The sequence below is a fragment of the Nonomuraea sp. NPDC049309 genome (assembly GCF_043196965.1).
GTDB classification, from domain to species: domain Bacteria; phylum Actinomycetota; class Actinomycetes; order Streptosporangiales; family Streptosporangiaceae; genus Nonomuraea; species Nonomuraea fastidiosa.
In genome coordinates this window covers 592,904-607,351 of sequence record NZ_JBICSH010000003.1, presented here as the reverse complement: position 1 = coordinate 607,351, position 14,448 = coordinate 592,904, and the positions used below count along the sequence as shown (strand labels likewise).

Sequence of the window (14,448 nt, the reverse complement as noted above, 5' to 3'; positions counted from 1 at the left end):
AGCAGGCAACCCTCCCCACTCCATCTTTGTGCAAGAAGTGACAGATGAGGCGTTTGATGCTGGGTGTCACGGCTAGGAGTCAGGCGATGACACTCTGGGAGTACATCGAGGACAGATGGGATCTCATCGTCTTCGAGACGTGGCAGCACGCCAGCATGGTCGCCCAATGCGTGCTGGTGGCGGCCGTGCTCGGCGTGCTCATCGGCGTGACCACCTACCGCCGCCCCAAGCCGTCGGCACTGGCCACGGCGGTGGCCGGGGTGCTGTTCACGGTGCCGTCGCTGGCCATGCTGGGCCTGCTGATCCCGCCGCTCGGCCTGGGCGTGGCCCCCGCGGTGACGGCGATCGTCCTGTACGCCCTGCTGCCCATCGTCCGCAACACGATCGTCGGCCTGCGCGACGTCGATCCCCTGCTGGTGGACGCCGCGCGCGGCATCGGCATGAGCCGCCGCAGGTCGCTGCTCAGGGTGGAGCTGCCGCTCGCCTGGCCGGTGATCCTGACGGGCATCCGCGTGGCCACGCAGCTCTCCATGGGCATCGGCGCGGTCGCCGCGTACGTCTCCGGCCCGGGGCTCGGCGAGCAGATCTTCTCCGGGCTGGCCAGGCTCGGCGGCGCGAACGCGCTCAACGCCACGCTGACCGGCACGATCGGCGTGGCGATCCTGGCGCTCGTCTTCGACGGCTTCTTCGTGCTCATCGGCCGGCTCACCACGCCGAACCGGCGGCCCGCATCGGGAGGTGCACGTGCCTGACCAGCAGCGGGCCACGACGACTCACGGCGTGCCGATCGAGCTGCGCAAGGTGACCAAGACGTTCCCCGGCGGCGGCGAGCCGGCCGTGAAGGAGCTGGACCTGGACATCGCGGCGGGCGAGATCGTGGTCCTGCTCGGCCCGTCGGGCTGCGGCAAGACCACCACGATGCGGATGATCAACCGCTTGATCGAGCCCACGTCGGGCGACATCTTCATCAACGGCCAGAACTCCCGCGACATCGACCCCGACCGGCTGCGCCGCCACATCGGGTACGTCATCCAGCAGGCCGGCCTGTTCCCCCACATGACGGTGGCGGCGAACATCGCCCAGGTGCCCAAGATGCTGGGCTGGGACCGCAGGCGCATCGCCGAGCGGGTGGACGAGCTGCTGACGCTGGTGGGGCTGGAGCCCGAGCAGTTCCGCGACGCGTATCCGCGCCAGCTGTCGGGCGGCCAGCAGCAGCGGGTGGGCGTGGCCAGGGCGCTGGCCGCCGACCCTCCGGTGCTGCTCATGGACGAGCCGTTCGGCGCGCTCGACCCCATCACCCGCGAGCGGCTGCAGGACGAGCTGCTCCGCCTCCAGGACGACCTGGCCAAGACGATCGTCTTCGTCACGCACGACGTGGACGAGGCGCTGAAGATCGGCGACCACATCGCGATCATGCAGCGTCCCGGCCACATCGTGCAGTACGCCCGCCCGGCCGAGATCCTCACGAACCCGGCCAGCGAGTACGTCGAGCAGTTCCTCGGCGGCGGCTCGTCGATGCGGCTGCTGCGCCTGACGAAGGTGGGCGACATCGAGCTGGATCAGGTGCCGTTCTTCGCCGAGGACCGCGACTGCGCCGACGTGCTGCGCGAGATCGAGCGGGACGGCCGCGGCTACGCGCTGATCACCGACGGGATGCGCCGCCCGCTGCGCTGGGTGACCACGGCCGGCCTGGAAGGCCGCACGGGCCCCGCCGGCGCGGCGGGCGATCCCGTGACCAGCGCGATCAGCCATCGCAGCACGCTGCAGGATGCGCTTGAGGCGCTGCTCAACGCCGACACCGACATCCTGCCGGTGGAGGGCAGGCGGCGCGCGTACGCGGGCGCGCTGTCGCTGAGCACGGTGCAGAACGCGATCCAGTCGATCAAGGCCCGCGAGCGGGAGCGGCGGATGAAGAGGAGCGGTGCCGGATGACGGTGGACAGCGCCGCCGAGAGGGAGGCCACCACCCCCGAGCCGCGCATCGGCCGGTCGTGGCACGCGATCCTGCCGCCGCTGTGCTACCTGGCGGTGGCCGCCGCGATGGTCGGCTACACGCAGGTGGTGCCGCTCGACGGCATCGAGCGCGGCTCGCTCAGCCTGCCGTTCCTGCTGCGCCGCACGTGGGAGCACATCCAGCTGGTGTTCTTCTCGACCGTGCTGGTGCTGGCGGTGGCGCTGCCGCTGGGCGTGCTGCTGACGCGCGGCGCGCTGCGCAGGGCCACGCCGGCGGTGCTGTCGCTGGTGAACCTGGGCCAGGCCACCCCGGCGGTGGGCCTGGTGGTGCTGCTCGCGGTGCTGTTCCAGATCGGGTTCTGGACGGCGGTGGCCGCGCTGTTCGCCTACAGCCTGCTGCCCACGCTGCGCAACACGATGGTGGGCCTGGAGCAGGTGGATCCGCGCCTGGTGGACGCGGGGCGGGGCATCGGCATGTCCGCATCGGGGGTGCTGTTCAAGGTGGAGCTGCCGATGGCGGTGCCGGTCATCCTGTCGGGCGTCCGTACGACGCTGGTGCTGAACGTGGGCACGGCGGGCATCGCGGCGTTCATCGGCTCGGGCGGGCTCGGCGACCTGATCACCGCCGGGGTGAGCACGCAGCGCAACCTCATCCTGATCACCGGATGCGTGCTGATCGCGGTGCTGGCGCTGCTCATCGACTGGGCGGCCGGCGTGGCGCAGCGGCTGCTGTCCCCGAAGGGCCTCACATGAGGGCTCTGGCCGCCGCGCTCGCGGTCCTGGTCTGCGCCGCCGGGTGCGGTCTGCGGCCCGCGTCGTCGTTCGTGCCGCCGATCGAGCCGGGCAGCATCCGCCCGATCCCCAACCTCGAGGGCAAGCGGGTGCGGGTGACGTCCAAGGAGTTCACCGAGCAGCTCGTGCTCGGCAAGATCGCCGTGGTCGCCCTCACCGCGGCCGGGGCGGACGTGGTGGACCAGACGAACGTGCAGGGCAGCGTGAACGCCCGCGCCTCGCTGATCCGCGGCGACGCCGACCTGATGTGGGAGTACACGGGCACCGGCTGGATCACGTACCTGGGACAGCAGCGGCCGGTGCCGGGCGCGCAGGCGCAGTACGAGGCCGTACGCGACCTGGACCTGCGGAAGAACGGCATCGTGTGGCTGCCGCCCGCCCCGCTGAACAACAGCTACGCGATCGGCGTCACCCGGGCGTCGGCCGAGAAGTGGGGCCTGTCGAAGATCTCCGACATCACCAAGGTGCCGCTGCCGCAGCGCACGTTCTGCGTGGACCACGAGACCTTCGGCCGCGACGACGGCTTCCTCGGCATGCTGCGGGGCTACGGCCTGGAGTACGGCAAGGACGTGCCGCGGGCGAACGTGAAGCGGCTGTCGGTCGGCGTGCTCTACCGGTCGGTGGCGAGCGGGCAGTGCACGATGGGCATGGTGACCACCACGGACGGCCGGGTCAAGGCGCTCGGCCTGGTGCTGCTGGAGGACGACCGGCACTTCTTCCCGCAGTACAACGCGGCGGTGACGATGCGACGGCAGCTCTTCCAGGCGCACCCGGAGATCGCCGAGATCTTCGCGCCCATCAGCGCGAAGCTGACCGACGACGTGATGCGCGACCTGAACGCCCAGGTGGACGTGGACGGCGACATGCCCGTGCTGGTGGCCCGCGACTGGCTCAGGTCACAGGGATTCGTCGGGTGAGGGGCGTTAGCCGCACCTGATCGCGGGCAGCCCGCAGGTCATGTCGCAGACACCACCACCCCAGCAGCAGCCCTATCCGGGCAGCACCGGCGAGATGGCGCCCGAACCGCGCGACGAGATGCGCGACTACGCCGGCCGTGACCTGCTCGCCGGCAAGAAGGCGCTCATCACCGGCGGCGACTCGGGCATCGGCAGGGCGGTCGCGGTGGCGTTCGCCAAGGAAGGCGCGGACGTCGCGATCGCGTACCTGAGCGAGCACGAGGACGCCGCGCACACCCGCAAGCTGGTCGAGGAGACCGGGCGGCGCTGCGTGCTGATCCCCGGAGACCTGGCCGACCGCGCCCACTGCGTGTCGGTCGTCGAGCAGACGGTCTCCGAGCTGGGCGGTCTGGACGTGCTGGTGAACAACGTGGCCTACCAGCAGCCGGTGAGCGGCCTGGAGGAGCTGGACGACGAGCAGTGGGAGCACACGTTCGCCGTCAACATCCACAGCTACTACCGCGTGCTGAGGGCGGCGCTCCCGCACATGCGCGAGGGCGCGGCCGTCATCAACACCTCGTCGATCAACGGCCTGCGCGGCAACAAGTCGCTCATCGACTACGCCGCCACGAAGGGCGCGATCAACGCGTTCACCTACTCCATGGCCCAGAACCTGGTCGAGCGCGGCATCCGGGTCAACGCGGTGGCTCCCGGACCGGTGTGGACGCCGCTCATCCCGGCCACGATGCCGCAGGAGAAGGTGGAGACGTTCGGCGAGCAGGTGCCGATGGGGCGACCCGCCCATCCGGACGAGATCGCCCCCTCGTACGTGTTCTTCGCCTCCGACCGGCTGTCCTCGTACTACACGGGCGAGGTGCTGGCTCCGATCGGCGGCGAGACCTTGCCGGGTTAGCCCGCGTCGCTCACGTAGACCGTGCCGCCCAGGCGGCGGAACTCGGCCGCCTTCTCCGCGTAGCCGGCCTGCCTGATGTCGTGGCTGATCCGCATTGAGCAGAACTTCGGCCCGCACATCGAGCAGAAGTGCGCGGTCTTGGCGGGCGCGGCGGGCAGCGTCTCGTCGTGGAACGAGCGGGCCGTGTCGGGGTCGAGCGACAGGTCGAACTGGTCCTCCCAGCGGAACTCGAAGCGCGCGTCCGACAGCGCGTCGTCCCACTCCTGCGCCTTCGGGTGCCCCTTGGCCAGGTCGGCGGCATGGGCGGCGATCTTGTACGTGATGACGCCGGTCTTCACGTCGTCCTTGTCCGGCAGGCCGAGGTGCTCCTTGGGGGTGACGTAGCAGAGCATGGCCGTGCCGTACCAGCCGATCATGGCGGCGCCGATGCCCGAGGTGATGTGGTCGTAGCCGGGGGCGATGTCGGTGACGAGCGGGCCGAGCGTGTAGAACGGCGCGTCGTCGCAGAGCTCGCGCTGGAGGTCGACGTTCTCCTTGATCTTGTGCATGGGCACGTGGCCCGGGCCCTCGATCATCACCTGGACATCGTGCTCGCGCGCGATCTTGGTGAGTTCGCCCAGCGTGCGCAGCTCGGCGAACTGGGCCTCGTCGTTGGCGTCGGCGATCGAGCCGGGCCGCAGGCCGTCGCCCAGCGAGAACGACACGTCGTAGCGGGCGAGGATCTCGCACATCTCGGCGAAGTTCTCGTACAGGAAGCTCTCGCGGTGGTGCGCCAGGCACCAGGCGGCCATGATCGAGCCGCCGCGCGAGACGATGCCGGTCTTGCGGCCCACGGTGAGCGGCACGTGCGCGAGCCGCACGCCCGCGTGCACGGTCACGTAGTCGACGCCCTGCTCGCACTGCTCGATCAGGGTGTCGCGGAAGACCTCCCACGACAGCTCCTCGGGACGGCCCTTCACCTTCTCCAGCGCCTGGTAGATCGGCACGGTGCCGACGGGGACCGGGGAGTTGCGCAGGATCCACTCGCGGGTCTCGTGGATGTCCGCGCCGGTGGACAGGTCCATGATCGTGTCGGCGCCCCAGCGGGTGGCCCAGGTCATCTTCTCCACCTCCTCCTCGATGGAGGAGGTGACCGCGGAGTTGCCGATGTTGGCGTTGATCTTCACGAGGAAGTTACGCCCGATGATCATCGGTTCGGATTCGGGGTGGTTGACGTTCGCGGGGATGATGGCCCGGCCCGCGGCCACCTCCTCGCGGACGAACTCCGGCGAGACGCCCTCGCGTATCGCCACGAACTCCATCTCCTTGGTCACCAGGCCCCGGCGGGCGCAGGCGACCTGGGTGACCGGATGCCCGGCCGCCCGCCGCTCCTCGATCCACTCCGCCCGGCGGCGCGGCAGGCCCCGGCGCAGATCGGGCTCGTAGGAGGGGTCGGTGTACGGGCCCGAGGTGTCGTACAGGGTGACCGTCTTGTCGTTCGACAGGCGCACCTGGCGCATCGGGACCCGGAGCTCACCGCAGTAGATCTTGGAAAAGCGCGCGTCGCTCATCGCGCAAACTCCCTTCGCCGGCATTACCCGGAGCAGGTTCTGGCGGTCGGCGGCTCGCAGCCGTCCTCTCAGCCCGGTCTCCACCGGGCTCCCGCGTTCGGACGGCGGTGATCGTACCCGGGCCCGCCAAGGTCCCAAACCCGCCCGAAAAAGGTTTGATGGGTCTTCTCAGCGGTACGGACCCCATCAGGGGAAACATGATGAGAATCGCCGCTGTCGCAGGACTACTCGTCGTGATGGCCGCATCCGGCGCCACCGCCGCCGCCGGGGACGGCATGCAACAGCACGAGGTCAGCCAGGAGCAGTACGACATCCTGCTGGCTCAGTGCCGCTACTCCAATACCGGCAAGGCCAAGTGCCGCGCGAACGTGAGAGAGCTCTACCGCGTCGGCCGTACCGACCCCGCACTCGACTGCCGCACCTACGCCGGCGTGACCGTCTGCGGCACGCTCAAACTCAGCGCCGCCGAGCGCGCCTGCGTGCGCGACTCCGAAGCCAAGGGACTGTCGTTCCGGCGCGCCGAAGTGGAGTGCTACGTCCTGTCCTGAGGAGCCGAGCGTGATCATCGTAGGTGTGGACGGCTCCCGGCCCGGCCTCGAGGCGGCCGGCTGGGCCGCCACCGAGGCCGCGCTGCGCCAGGTGCCGCTGACCGTCGCCCACGTCGTGCCCGCGTGGGTGTGCGAGGAGGGCACCCCCGTCCGCTACGCCGAGGTCGCCCGGTGGATGCGCGAGGGCGCGCAGTCCGTGCTGACCTCCGCCAAGGACCGCGCGCTGCGCGAGCGGCCCCAGGTCCAGGTGGAGACCGTCCTGCTCCCCGGCGATCCCCGCGCGGCGCTGGTCGAAGCATCCGCCGAGGCCGAGCTGCTGGTCGTCGGGAGCCGCGGGCTCGGCGGCGTGCGCGGGCTGCTCGTGGGCTCCGTCGCGTACGGGGTCGTCGCGCACGCCGAGACGAACGTCGTCCTCGTCCGCGACCGCGCCGCCACGCCCGGCGAGATCGTCGTGGGCACCGACCTGTCCGCCCGCGCGGGCAAGGCCCTGGAGTTCGCCTTCGCCGAGGCCGAGCTGCGCGGGGCGCGGCTGCGGGTCGTGCAGGCGTGGGCCTGGCCCCAGCCGGGCGGCTTCGAACCCGCCGACAGCGACAGCGAGCAGGGCCATCTGCTCGCCCTGCAGAGCGCGCTCGTCCCGCTGCGCGCCGAGCATCCCGGCGTGGAGGTGACCGCCGAGGTGGTGCACGGGCATCCGGTCGACGTGCTGAAGGAGGCGGCGGCGGGCGCCGAGCTGCTGGTGGTGGGCTCGCGCGGGCGAGGGCAGCTCGCGGGCATGCTGCTCGGGTCGATCAGCCAGGCCATGCTGCAGCACGCGCCCTGCCCGCTCGCGGTGGTCCGCGCCCCCGACACGGCATCGCAGCCCGGCTCCCCCGTCTGACGACCCCGCCGGATCGCCCTCACCCGCGAACCTGCACCCGCACGCCCCGGCCTGACGAGTCCACCGCATCGCCCGCACCCGCGAACGTGAAAGTTACATGGATCTCCCCAGGTCACCCCTGATGACCAGATCGGCCCCTTTTCCGCATCCGTAAGGGTTCTTTACGATCTGCGCGCAGGGTGACGACGGGAGAGCGGACCATGCGCAAGATCGGTGCAGTGCTGGCCGGGATGGTGGCCGTGATCGCGGCCGTGCTGTTCGCGACGACGCCGGCCGAGGCGGCGGCCGTACGGATCATGCCGCTCGGCGACTCCATCACCGGCTCCCCCGGCTGCTGGCGCGCCCTGCTGTGGAACCGGCTGCAGAGCACCGGCCACACGAACATCGACTTCGTCGGCACGCTGCCGCCGCAGAGCTGCGGGATCGAGCACGACGGCGACAACGAGGGCCACGGCGGCTACCTCGCCACCAACGTGGCCGACCAGAACCTGCTGCCCGGCTGGCTCTCGGCCACGCACCCCGACATCGTGCTCATGCACTTCGGCACCAACGACGTGTGGAGCAACATCCCGCCCGCGACGATCCTCAGCGCGTTCACCACGCTGGTGAACCAGATGCGGGCGAGCAACCCCAACATGCGCATCCTCGTCGCCAAGATCATCCCGATGAACCCGTCGAGCTGCCCCGACTGCGCCCAGCGCGTCGTGGCGCTCAACGACGCCATCCCCGCCTGGGCCGCCGCGACGACCACCGACCGGTCGCCGATCACCGTGGTGGACCAGTGGACGGGCTTCGACACGGCCACCGACACCTACGACGGCGTGCACCCCAACGCATCGGGCGACCAGAAAATGGCCGACACGTGGTACCCGGCCCTGGTCGAGGCGCTGTCCGGCACCCCGACCCCCACCGACACGCCCACCGTGCCCGAGGGCGGCTGCACGGCCACGTACCAGACGACAGGTCAGTGGCAGGGCGGCTTCCAGGGCGAGGTCACCGTCACCAACACCGGCACCGCGCCGATGACCGGCTGGACGGTGACCTGGACGTACGCCGACGGCCAGCACCTCACCCAGCTCTGGGGCGGCACGCTGAGCACGGACGGCTCGTCGGTGACCGTGCGCAACGCGGCGTGGAACGGCTCGCTCGCGCCCGGGGCGTCCACGACGTTCGGCTTCCTCGGCTCGTACGAGGGCGCCAACACCGCCCCCACGCCCGCCTGTTCGAGCTAGGAGGACGCCTTCACCACCGGCGGCCCCTCGCTGGCCTGCACCAGCACGAACCCCTGCCCCCTGAACGCGAGCTGCATGGCCTCGCCGCTCCCCCGGCCGATCAGCGCGCCCATCTTCACCGTCCGGTTGACGCCGACCTGCAGCGAGGTGCTCCAGCACACCGCCGACTGCCCGTCGGCGTACGTCGGCATGCGCGAGGCGTCGAGCAGCACCGGAGTGCCGTGGGTGGTCACCGCCACCCACCCCGTGCCGGTGATCGTGGTGTTGAACAGCCCGCCGGCCGCGATCCCCGCGCCCTGCACCCGCTTGATGTCCCACGACAGCTGCGGCTGGAAGGCGAGTAGATTGCGGCCGTTGACCGTGATGCCCTCGTTCTCCAGGTAGAACAGGTGGATGTCGTCGGCGTTGTCGGCGAGGTAGAGCAGGCCCTGGCCGCTCACGCGCATCAGCGAGGCGCCCTCGCCCGTGACGGCCTTCTTGAACAGCTTGCCGAGCCCGCCGCCTTCGTAGTCGAAGTCCATCTCCCCCTGGAAGGCGACCATCGAGCCCTGTTTGGCCAGCACGTCGCCGGGGAGCTGCGCGCGCAGCATCTTGGCGTTCTCCAGCGCGAACCCGGGAGGGAGCCGCTGGGGGTCGATGTTGCCGAAAACCGAGCCGCGCACCTGCTTGTCAACCTTCCGTCGTCGGGTGTGTACGAAAGGATCAACGGCCGCGGGCCTCCCGCCGGTTCCCTCGCACGCGGTCCGGCTTCCCGCCGCGTCTGGGGTTCAGCTTCCCGCCGCGGTGCCGAGGAGGTGCGCGCCGGGCACGAAGTCCGGCAGGGTGAGCGCCGAGTGCGCGGGGCGCTCCGCCGGCGCGGGCCCCTCCACCAGATCGCGCAGCATGGCGTCGCGCCGCTCCATCTCCTCGGCCGTCGCGGGGAAGATGTGGCTGCCGCCGCCGTCGACGAACGCCTGGTTCAGGGTGACGAATTCGCGGGTCTCCCGCTCGTACGCGGCGAAGGCGGCCTCGGGCTCCGGGTACGCGGCCAGCGACCCGGCCAGCATGTACGCCCCGACGAGCGCGAGGCTGGTGCCCTGCCCGGTCAGGAACGACGGCGCGTACGCCGCGTCACCGACCAGCGCCACCCGACCCTTCCACCAGCGCGGCATGCGGATCTGGCTGACCGTGTCGAAGAACAGGTCGTCCGCCTGGCGCATGGCGGCCACCAGGTCCTGCACCTTCCAACCCGCGTCGGCGAAGGTCTCGGCCACCAGGTCCCGCTGCGCCTCGGGGTTGCGGAAGGCGTGGAACGGCGGGTCCTTGCGCGCGAAGTTGAGGAAGCCGTGCACCTCGTCGCTCTCGTCGCCGGGCGCGTAGAGGACCGCGGCCCTGCCGGGAGTGCTCCACAGCACCGCCTCATGGGAGAGCCCGAGGACGTTCGGCATCGTGAAGCCGGCGAAGACGTAGCCGAGGTAGCGGTGGAACTGCTCTTCCGGGCCGAACAGCGCCTCCCGGGTGCGCGAGTGCAGCCCGTCCGCGCCGATCACCACCCAGTACGTGTGCCGCGCGCCGCTTGCGAAGGTGACCTCCACCCCGTCCTTCGTCTCGGTCATGGTCTTGATGGAGTCGTTGAACACGAACCTCACTTCGCCTCCGGTGGCCGCGAACAGGGCGTCGGCCAGGTCGCCCCGGCGCACCTCCAGGTCCCGGCCCTCCACGCCGCCGTCGATGAGGCGCGGGTTGAGCACGGCGACCTCGTCCCCCGCGGCGTCGAGGAACGTGAAGCGGCGCATGTCCACGTTCACCTCGCGCAGCCGGGGCTCGATCCCCATACGGCGGACCGCTTCGAGCGCGGTGCCGCGCACGTCGATCGGATAGCCGCCGCCGCGCAGCCCGCCGGCCCGCTCCACGACGGTGACGGAGAAGCCGTAGCGGTTGAGCCAGTACGCCACCGCCGGGCCGGAGATGCCGCCGCCGGAGACCAGGATCTCGCGCTTCGTTGTCATGACTGATCTTCCTTCCTGTGGTTGTGGCACGAGCAGGGAAGGGCGGTGACGGCCCCGGAGATGTCAGCCCCTCGGGTCCGTGGCGCTCGCTACACTACAACGTGCAGTGTAATCAACACTACAACGGTCAGTGTAATTCCGCTACGATCAGCCCCATGCAGACCACGAAGACCCTGCGTGAGGGCTCGCCGCGCAAGCGGGCCGCCATCCTCTCGGCGGCCAGGGAGCTGTTCCTCACCGACGGCTTCGACCGTTCCAGCATCGGCGCGATCGCCGCCAAGGCAGGCGTGTCCACGCGCACGGTCTACGACTACTTCGGCGACAAACGGACCCTGCTGCGCGCCGTCGTCGAGGCGATCGGACAGTCGCTGATCACCGCCATCAAGGGGACCCTCGACGACACGCTCACCGGCGTCACCGAGCCGTCCGAACTGGAGGACGCGCTGGTCACGTTCTCCATGCGGATAGCGACCGACATGCTCGACTCGGCCGAGTACTCGACGTTGCAACGCCTGGTCGCGGCCGAATCCGCCAACCTGCCCGCCCCCGTCGAGCAGCCCATGTCCCACGTGCCCGAAGAGGCCCTCGCCGAGCGCCTGGCCGAGCTCGGCCGCGCCGGCCTCCTCGACGTCCCCGACCCCCGGCTCGCCGCCGACCACTTCATCGCGCTGACGTTCGGGGTCGCGATCAGCAGGCTCGGCTCGGCGAACGCCGCAGAGGACACCCGCGTCCGTCCGCTGATCGTGGAGGGCGTACGCGCCTTCCTCCGCGCGTACCGGGCCGCCTGACCCTTCGCGCGCACCGGGCCGGCTGAACCCTCCGCGCTTACCTGTGACGGCGCGCCGTCTCCGCCGGCCTCCGCGCGTACCGGGCCGCTCCGAGGGCCGCCATCACCCTCGGGCGCGCAGCACCGAGAGCTCAGGCCGGGGGTCGAAGCCGTGCTCGATCAGCCACGGCGTCGCCTGCAGGCAGCGCACCGCCCACCACCCGCGGATCACGTCGAGATCGACCTCACCGCCGTAGCCCTCGATGACCTCGGGCAGCCGTTCCTCGTGGCACAGCGTGAGGGTCGCGAGGTCGAACATCGCATCGCCCTGGCCGCCCTCCGACCAGTCGATCACACCCGTCACCTCGTCGCCGTCCACGAACACGTGGGTGATCTGCAGGTCTCCGTGCACGAACACCGGCGTCCACGGCCGCAGCGCCGCCTCGGCGATCCGCCGGTTGCGCGCCACCGTCTCCGCGTCCAGCACCCCGTTCGCGACCAGCCACGCGCAGGCGGCATCCAGCTTCGGCACGATCTCGTCGAGGCTCATCCCGACCCGCTCGGGCAGCGGCGCGTCGTGCAGTCTCCGCACGGCGGCGCCGGCCGCGACCCACGCCGCCCGCGACGCCGCCGACGGCTCCTCCAGGCGGCCCAGCGCCTGGCCCGGCAGCGCGCCCAGCGCCAGCACGGGCGGCCTGCGCCACAAGATCTCCGGCGTGGGGATCGGCGCCATGGCCATCGCCTCGACCTCGGCGTCGATCCTCGCCTGATCGGCATCGATCTTCAGGAACACGTCACCGACCCGGAGGGTCGTCCGCTCCCTATGGGCGACGACGACCTGCACCTCATCCACGCCGACCATTGAACGCGACGAAGGATGCGAACGTCGCCACGTTTTCCGCATGCCCGGCTAGGGTGAGGCCGATGTCGTGGACACTCGCAACGCCGGACGGCACCTCGCTCGACGTCAACGCGTGGAACTGGCGCCCGACCGTGGAGCTGCTCGAGCGGGCCGGCGTCATCGACGCGGAGACGGCCGGGCTGCTGGGCTACAACATCGACGTCGACCTGTCCGGCGAGCAGGCCCGGCGCATCGCCGATTTCCTGGACGCCTACCTCGCGGGCCTGCCCGATGACGGCCGGGTCATGCTGGACGGCTCGACCACCACGGAGCCCGACACGGACGAACTCCACCGGGACGATCTCAGCCGCAACTACTCCGCGACGGCCGCCTGGCTGCGCACCTTCCGCGACTTCTGCCGCGCGGCGACAGGCGGCTTCACCGTCGGCTGAGCATTCCTCTCCCTCGCCGGCCGAAGCGAGGGCGTTGACCACGGACGTGATCGCGACCGCGGCGAGAGCGCAGCCGCCGCTACTCGAACGCGGTCCGCTGCGTCGAGCCCCACATCATTTTCGCGGCGGTCTCGTGATAGAGCTTGATGGCAGGGTCGTTCTCGTCGTCGTAGTCGCCGTTCTGGTAATTGACGATTTTCGCGATGCACAGTGCGCAGAGCTTGCCCTCGGACACCGGTTCCTTACACGCGTTGCATTTCGCCATGCCACGGCCCTCCGATGTGGTCCACCTGCAAATGATCACCTTCATGACGGACCTTACATGGCGTATCGGAGCGTGTACTCCGAATCGCTGATTCGCTTATGCCCGGCCGTCTACCGCCGGAGAACGGCGGTGGCGCCGCGCAACAGTTCCTCGCTGCTTCCAGCGATACGGGTACAAGGCCGGACGCGTGCTCGGCGAGCAGTTTCAGCGCCGCCGCGCAAGCCCCGCCCGATCCGGCCAGGGCGGCGATTCAGGTGGACCAGTACGGCGCCCTTTGGCGGGAAATCAGGTCCGACCTGGTGCGATATCGGCTCCCTTATCGGTGAGCCATGAAGATCGCTATTGGACATGCCGAAACGAGGTCTGCTTCGCTGTCCGCACCCTTTTCGAGAAAGCAGGTCTCCGCTCATGCCGTCCCGTCGTACCGTGCTGGCCGCCACCCTGGTGCCGCTGCTGGAAAACGCGCGCCCGGCGTCGGCCGCGCCCAAGACCGCACAGGACTATTACGACCGCGCGGCCAAGCTCGCCGGAGACGATCCCGTGCTGAAGGCCCTGGTCAAGGCGCTCTCCCCCGGCCTCCAGATGCCGGCCGCGCAGCCCGTCAAGCCGTTCAGGATCTTCGATGACGTGGCGGTGGTCGGCACCACGTTCGTCCAGGCCACGGCGCTGCTCACCGCGAAGGGCGTCATCCTCATCGACGCGATGGGCTCACCGGACGACGCCAGGAAGATCATCGTTCCCGGCCTGCGTGCCGTCGGTGTGAATCCCGCCCACATCACGTACGTGGTCGCGACCCACGGTCACGACGACCACTTCGGCGGCGCGCAGTACCTCGCGGACACGTACGGCGCCCGCGTCATGATGCACAAGGCCGACTGGGACCTCATCGCCGAAGAACGCCCCGAGCACGCCCCCAAGCGCGACCTGGAGATCGCAGACGGACAGAAGCTGACCCTCGGCGACACCACGATCGTCTTCCACCACACGCCGGGCCACACCCCCGGCACCGTCTCCCCCATCTTCCCGGTCCGCTGGAGGGGCCGCCGCCACACCGCGATGCTGTGGGGCGGCACGAACCCGCCCGCCACGGTGGCGGCCAAGCGCGCGTACCTGTCCTCCGTACGTACGGCCGCCGCCGCGATGCGCAAGGCCGGGGTGGACGTCGAGCTGAACGGCCACGGCGGCGCCGACTACGGCCTGACCCGCATCGAGCAGCTGCGCGCGGGAGCCACGAAGAACCCGTTCATCATCGGCCCGGCCAGGACGCAGCGCTTCATGAAGGTCATGGAGACGATGCTGCGCGGCCGCATCCTCCAGGACTAGGGAGGTCCGCGTCCGGCCGCTCGGCCCCCGCCTGCTGCCGGCGCGCACGCGGG

16 protein-coding genes and 1 riboswitch are annotated in these 14,448 nt (G+C 70.4%); of the genes, 11 read left to right on the top strand and 5 right to left on the bottom strand.

Annotated features, from left to right (window positions below; genetic code table 11):
• Positions 1 to 86 precede the first annotated feature (86 nt).
• From ACGFIM_RS23400 to ACGFIM_RS23380, 5 genes are read left to right on the top strand one after another with little or no spacing between them, the layout of a single operon-like run.
• Positions 87 to 752 carry an ABC transporter permease gene (locus tag ACGFIM_RS23400; protein WP_393203512.1) on the top strand — a complete coding sequence of 222 codons (666 nt, stop codon included), beginning with the start codon at positions 87 to 89 and terminating at the stop codon, positions 750 to 752.
• Positions 745 to 1,932, top strand: coding sequence for an ABC transporter ATP-binding protein (locus tag ACGFIM_RS23395; RefSeq protein ID WP_393203510.1), 1,188 nt, complete (start codon positions 745 to 747; stop codon positions 1,930 to 1,932). Before ACGFIM_RS23400 ends, ACGFIM_RS23395 begins: the two co-directional genes overlap by 8 nt.
• Positions 1,929 to 2,705: an ABC transporter permease gene (locus ACGFIM_RS23390; protein ID WP_393203508.1), complete on the top strand. Its 777-nt coding sequence runs from the start codon at positions 1,929 to 1,931 to the stop codon at positions 2,703 to 2,705. Before ACGFIM_RS23395 ends, ACGFIM_RS23390 begins: the two co-directional genes overlap by 4 nt.
• A complete protein-coding gene (locus ACGFIM_RS23385) occupies positions 2,702 to 3,661 on the top strand; it encodes a glycine betaine ABC transporter substrate-binding protein (RefSeq protein ID WP_393203506.1) in 960 nt (319 codons plus the stop codon). The genes ACGFIM_RS23390 and ACGFIM_RS23385 overlap by 4 nt, the downstream gene beginning before the upstream one ends.
• Positions 3,662 to 3,701: 40 nt before the next feature.
• Positions 3,702 to 4,553 (top strand): SDR family oxidoreductase, encoded by an 852-nt coding sequence (locus tag ACGFIM_RS23380; protein ID WP_393203504.1) that lies wholly within the window; start codon positions 3,702 to 3,704, stop codon positions 4,551 to 4,553.
• On the opposite strand, the gene thiC is transcribed toward ACGFIM_RS23380, so the two are convergent.
• A complete protein-coding gene (gene thiC / locus ACGFIM_RS23375; protein ID WP_393203502.1) occupies positions 4,550 to 6,103 on the bottom strand; it encodes a phosphomethylpyrimidine synthase ThiC in 1,554 nt (517 codons plus the stop codon). The two genes, ACGFIM_RS23380 and thiC, sit on opposite strands and share 4 nt — an antisense overlap.
• Positions 6,096 to 6,208, bottom strand: a riboswitch (TPP riboswitch). Its footprint overlaps the gene before it by 8 nt.
• Before the next feature lie 95 nt (positions 6,209 to 6,303).
• Between thiC and ACGFIM_RS23370 the strand changes: the two genes are divergently transcribed.
• The 3 genes from ACGFIM_RS23370 (at position 6,304) to ACGFIM_RS23360 (ending at position 8,760) form a co-directional block, all read left to right on the top strand.
• Positions 6,304 to 6,651, top strand: coding sequence for a hypothetical protein (locus tag ACGFIM_RS23370; RefSeq protein ID WP_393203500.1), 348 nt, complete (start codon positions 6,304 to 6,306; stop codon positions 6,649 to 6,651).
• A gap of 10 nt (positions 6,652 to 6,661) precedes the next feature.
• Positions 6,662 to 7,528, top strand: coding sequence for a universal stress protein (locus ACGFIM_RS23365; RefSeq protein WP_393203498.1), 867 nt, complete (start codon positions 6,662 to 6,664; stop codon positions 7,526 to 7,528).
• Positions 7,529 to 7,728: 200 nt separating this feature from the next.
• A complete protein-coding gene (locus ACGFIM_RS23360; protein ID WP_393203496.1) occupies positions 7,729 to 8,760 on the top strand; it encodes a cellulose binding domain-containing protein in 1,032 nt (343 codons plus the stop codon).
• Here ACGFIM_RS23360 and ACGFIM_RS23355 read toward each other — a convergent pair.
• Both ACGFIM_RS23355 and ACGFIM_RS23350 read right to left on the bottom strand, forming a co-directional pair.
• On the bottom strand, positions 8,757 to 9,422 hold the full coding sequence (locus ACGFIM_RS23355) for an AIM24 family protein (RefSeq protein ID WP_393203494.1): 666 nt from the start codon (positions 9,420 to 9,422) through the stop codon (positions 8,757 to 8,759). The genes ACGFIM_RS23360 and ACGFIM_RS23355 overlap by 4 nt on opposite strands.
• A 105-nt stretch (positions 9,423 to 9,527) precedes the next feature.
• Positions 9,528 to 10,748: an FAD-dependent monooxygenase gene (locus ACGFIM_RS23350; protein ID WP_393203492.1), complete on the bottom strand. Its 1,221-nt coding sequence runs from the start codon at positions 10,746 to 10,748 to the stop codon at positions 9,528 to 9,530.
• Between the two features lie 155 nt (positions 10,749 to 10,903).
• Between ACGFIM_RS23350 and ACGFIM_RS23345 the strand changes: the two genes are divergently transcribed.
• Complete coding sequence (locus ACGFIM_RS23345) at positions 10,904 to 11,536, top strand: TetR/AcrR family transcriptional regulator (RefSeq protein WP_393203490.1); 633 nt, start codon at positions 10,904 to 10,906, stop codon at positions 11,534 to 11,536.
• A 102-nt stretch (positions 11,537 to 11,638) separates the two neighbouring features.
• On the opposite strand, the gene ACGFIM_RS23340 is transcribed toward ACGFIM_RS23345, so the two are convergent.
• Entirely contained in the window at positions 11,639 to 12,376 is a 738-nt protein-coding gene (locus tag ACGFIM_RS23340) for a phosphotransferase family protein (protein WP_393203488.1), read from the bottom strand.
• Positions 12,377 to 12,438: 62 nt separating this feature from the next.
• Here ACGFIM_RS23340 and ACGFIM_RS23335 point away from each other — a divergent pair, with 62 nt between their 5' ends.
• On the top strand, positions 12,439 to 12,807 hold the full coding sequence (locus tag ACGFIM_RS23335) for a hypothetical protein (RefSeq protein ID WP_393203486.1): 369 nt from the start codon (positions 12,439 to 12,441) through the stop codon (positions 12,805 to 12,807).
• 79 nt (positions 12,808 to 12,886) lie between these two features.
• On the opposite strand, the gene ACGFIM_RS23330 is transcribed toward ACGFIM_RS23335, so the two are convergent.
• On the bottom strand, positions 12,887 to 13,042 hold the full coding sequence (locus ACGFIM_RS23330; protein WP_393203484.1) for a hypothetical protein: 156 nt from the start codon (positions 13,040 to 13,042) through the stop codon (positions 12,887 to 12,889).
• Between the two features lie 438 nt (positions 13,043 to 13,480).
• Between ACGFIM_RS23330 and ACGFIM_RS23325 the strand changes: the two genes are divergently transcribed.
• Positions 13,481 to 14,395 (top strand): MBL fold metallo-hydrolase, encoded by a 915-nt coding sequence (locus ACGFIM_RS23325; RefSeq protein ID WP_393203482.1) that lies wholly within the window; start codon positions 13,481 to 13,483, stop codon positions 14,393 to 14,395.
• Positions 14,396 to 14,448: the final 53 nt, after the last annotated feature.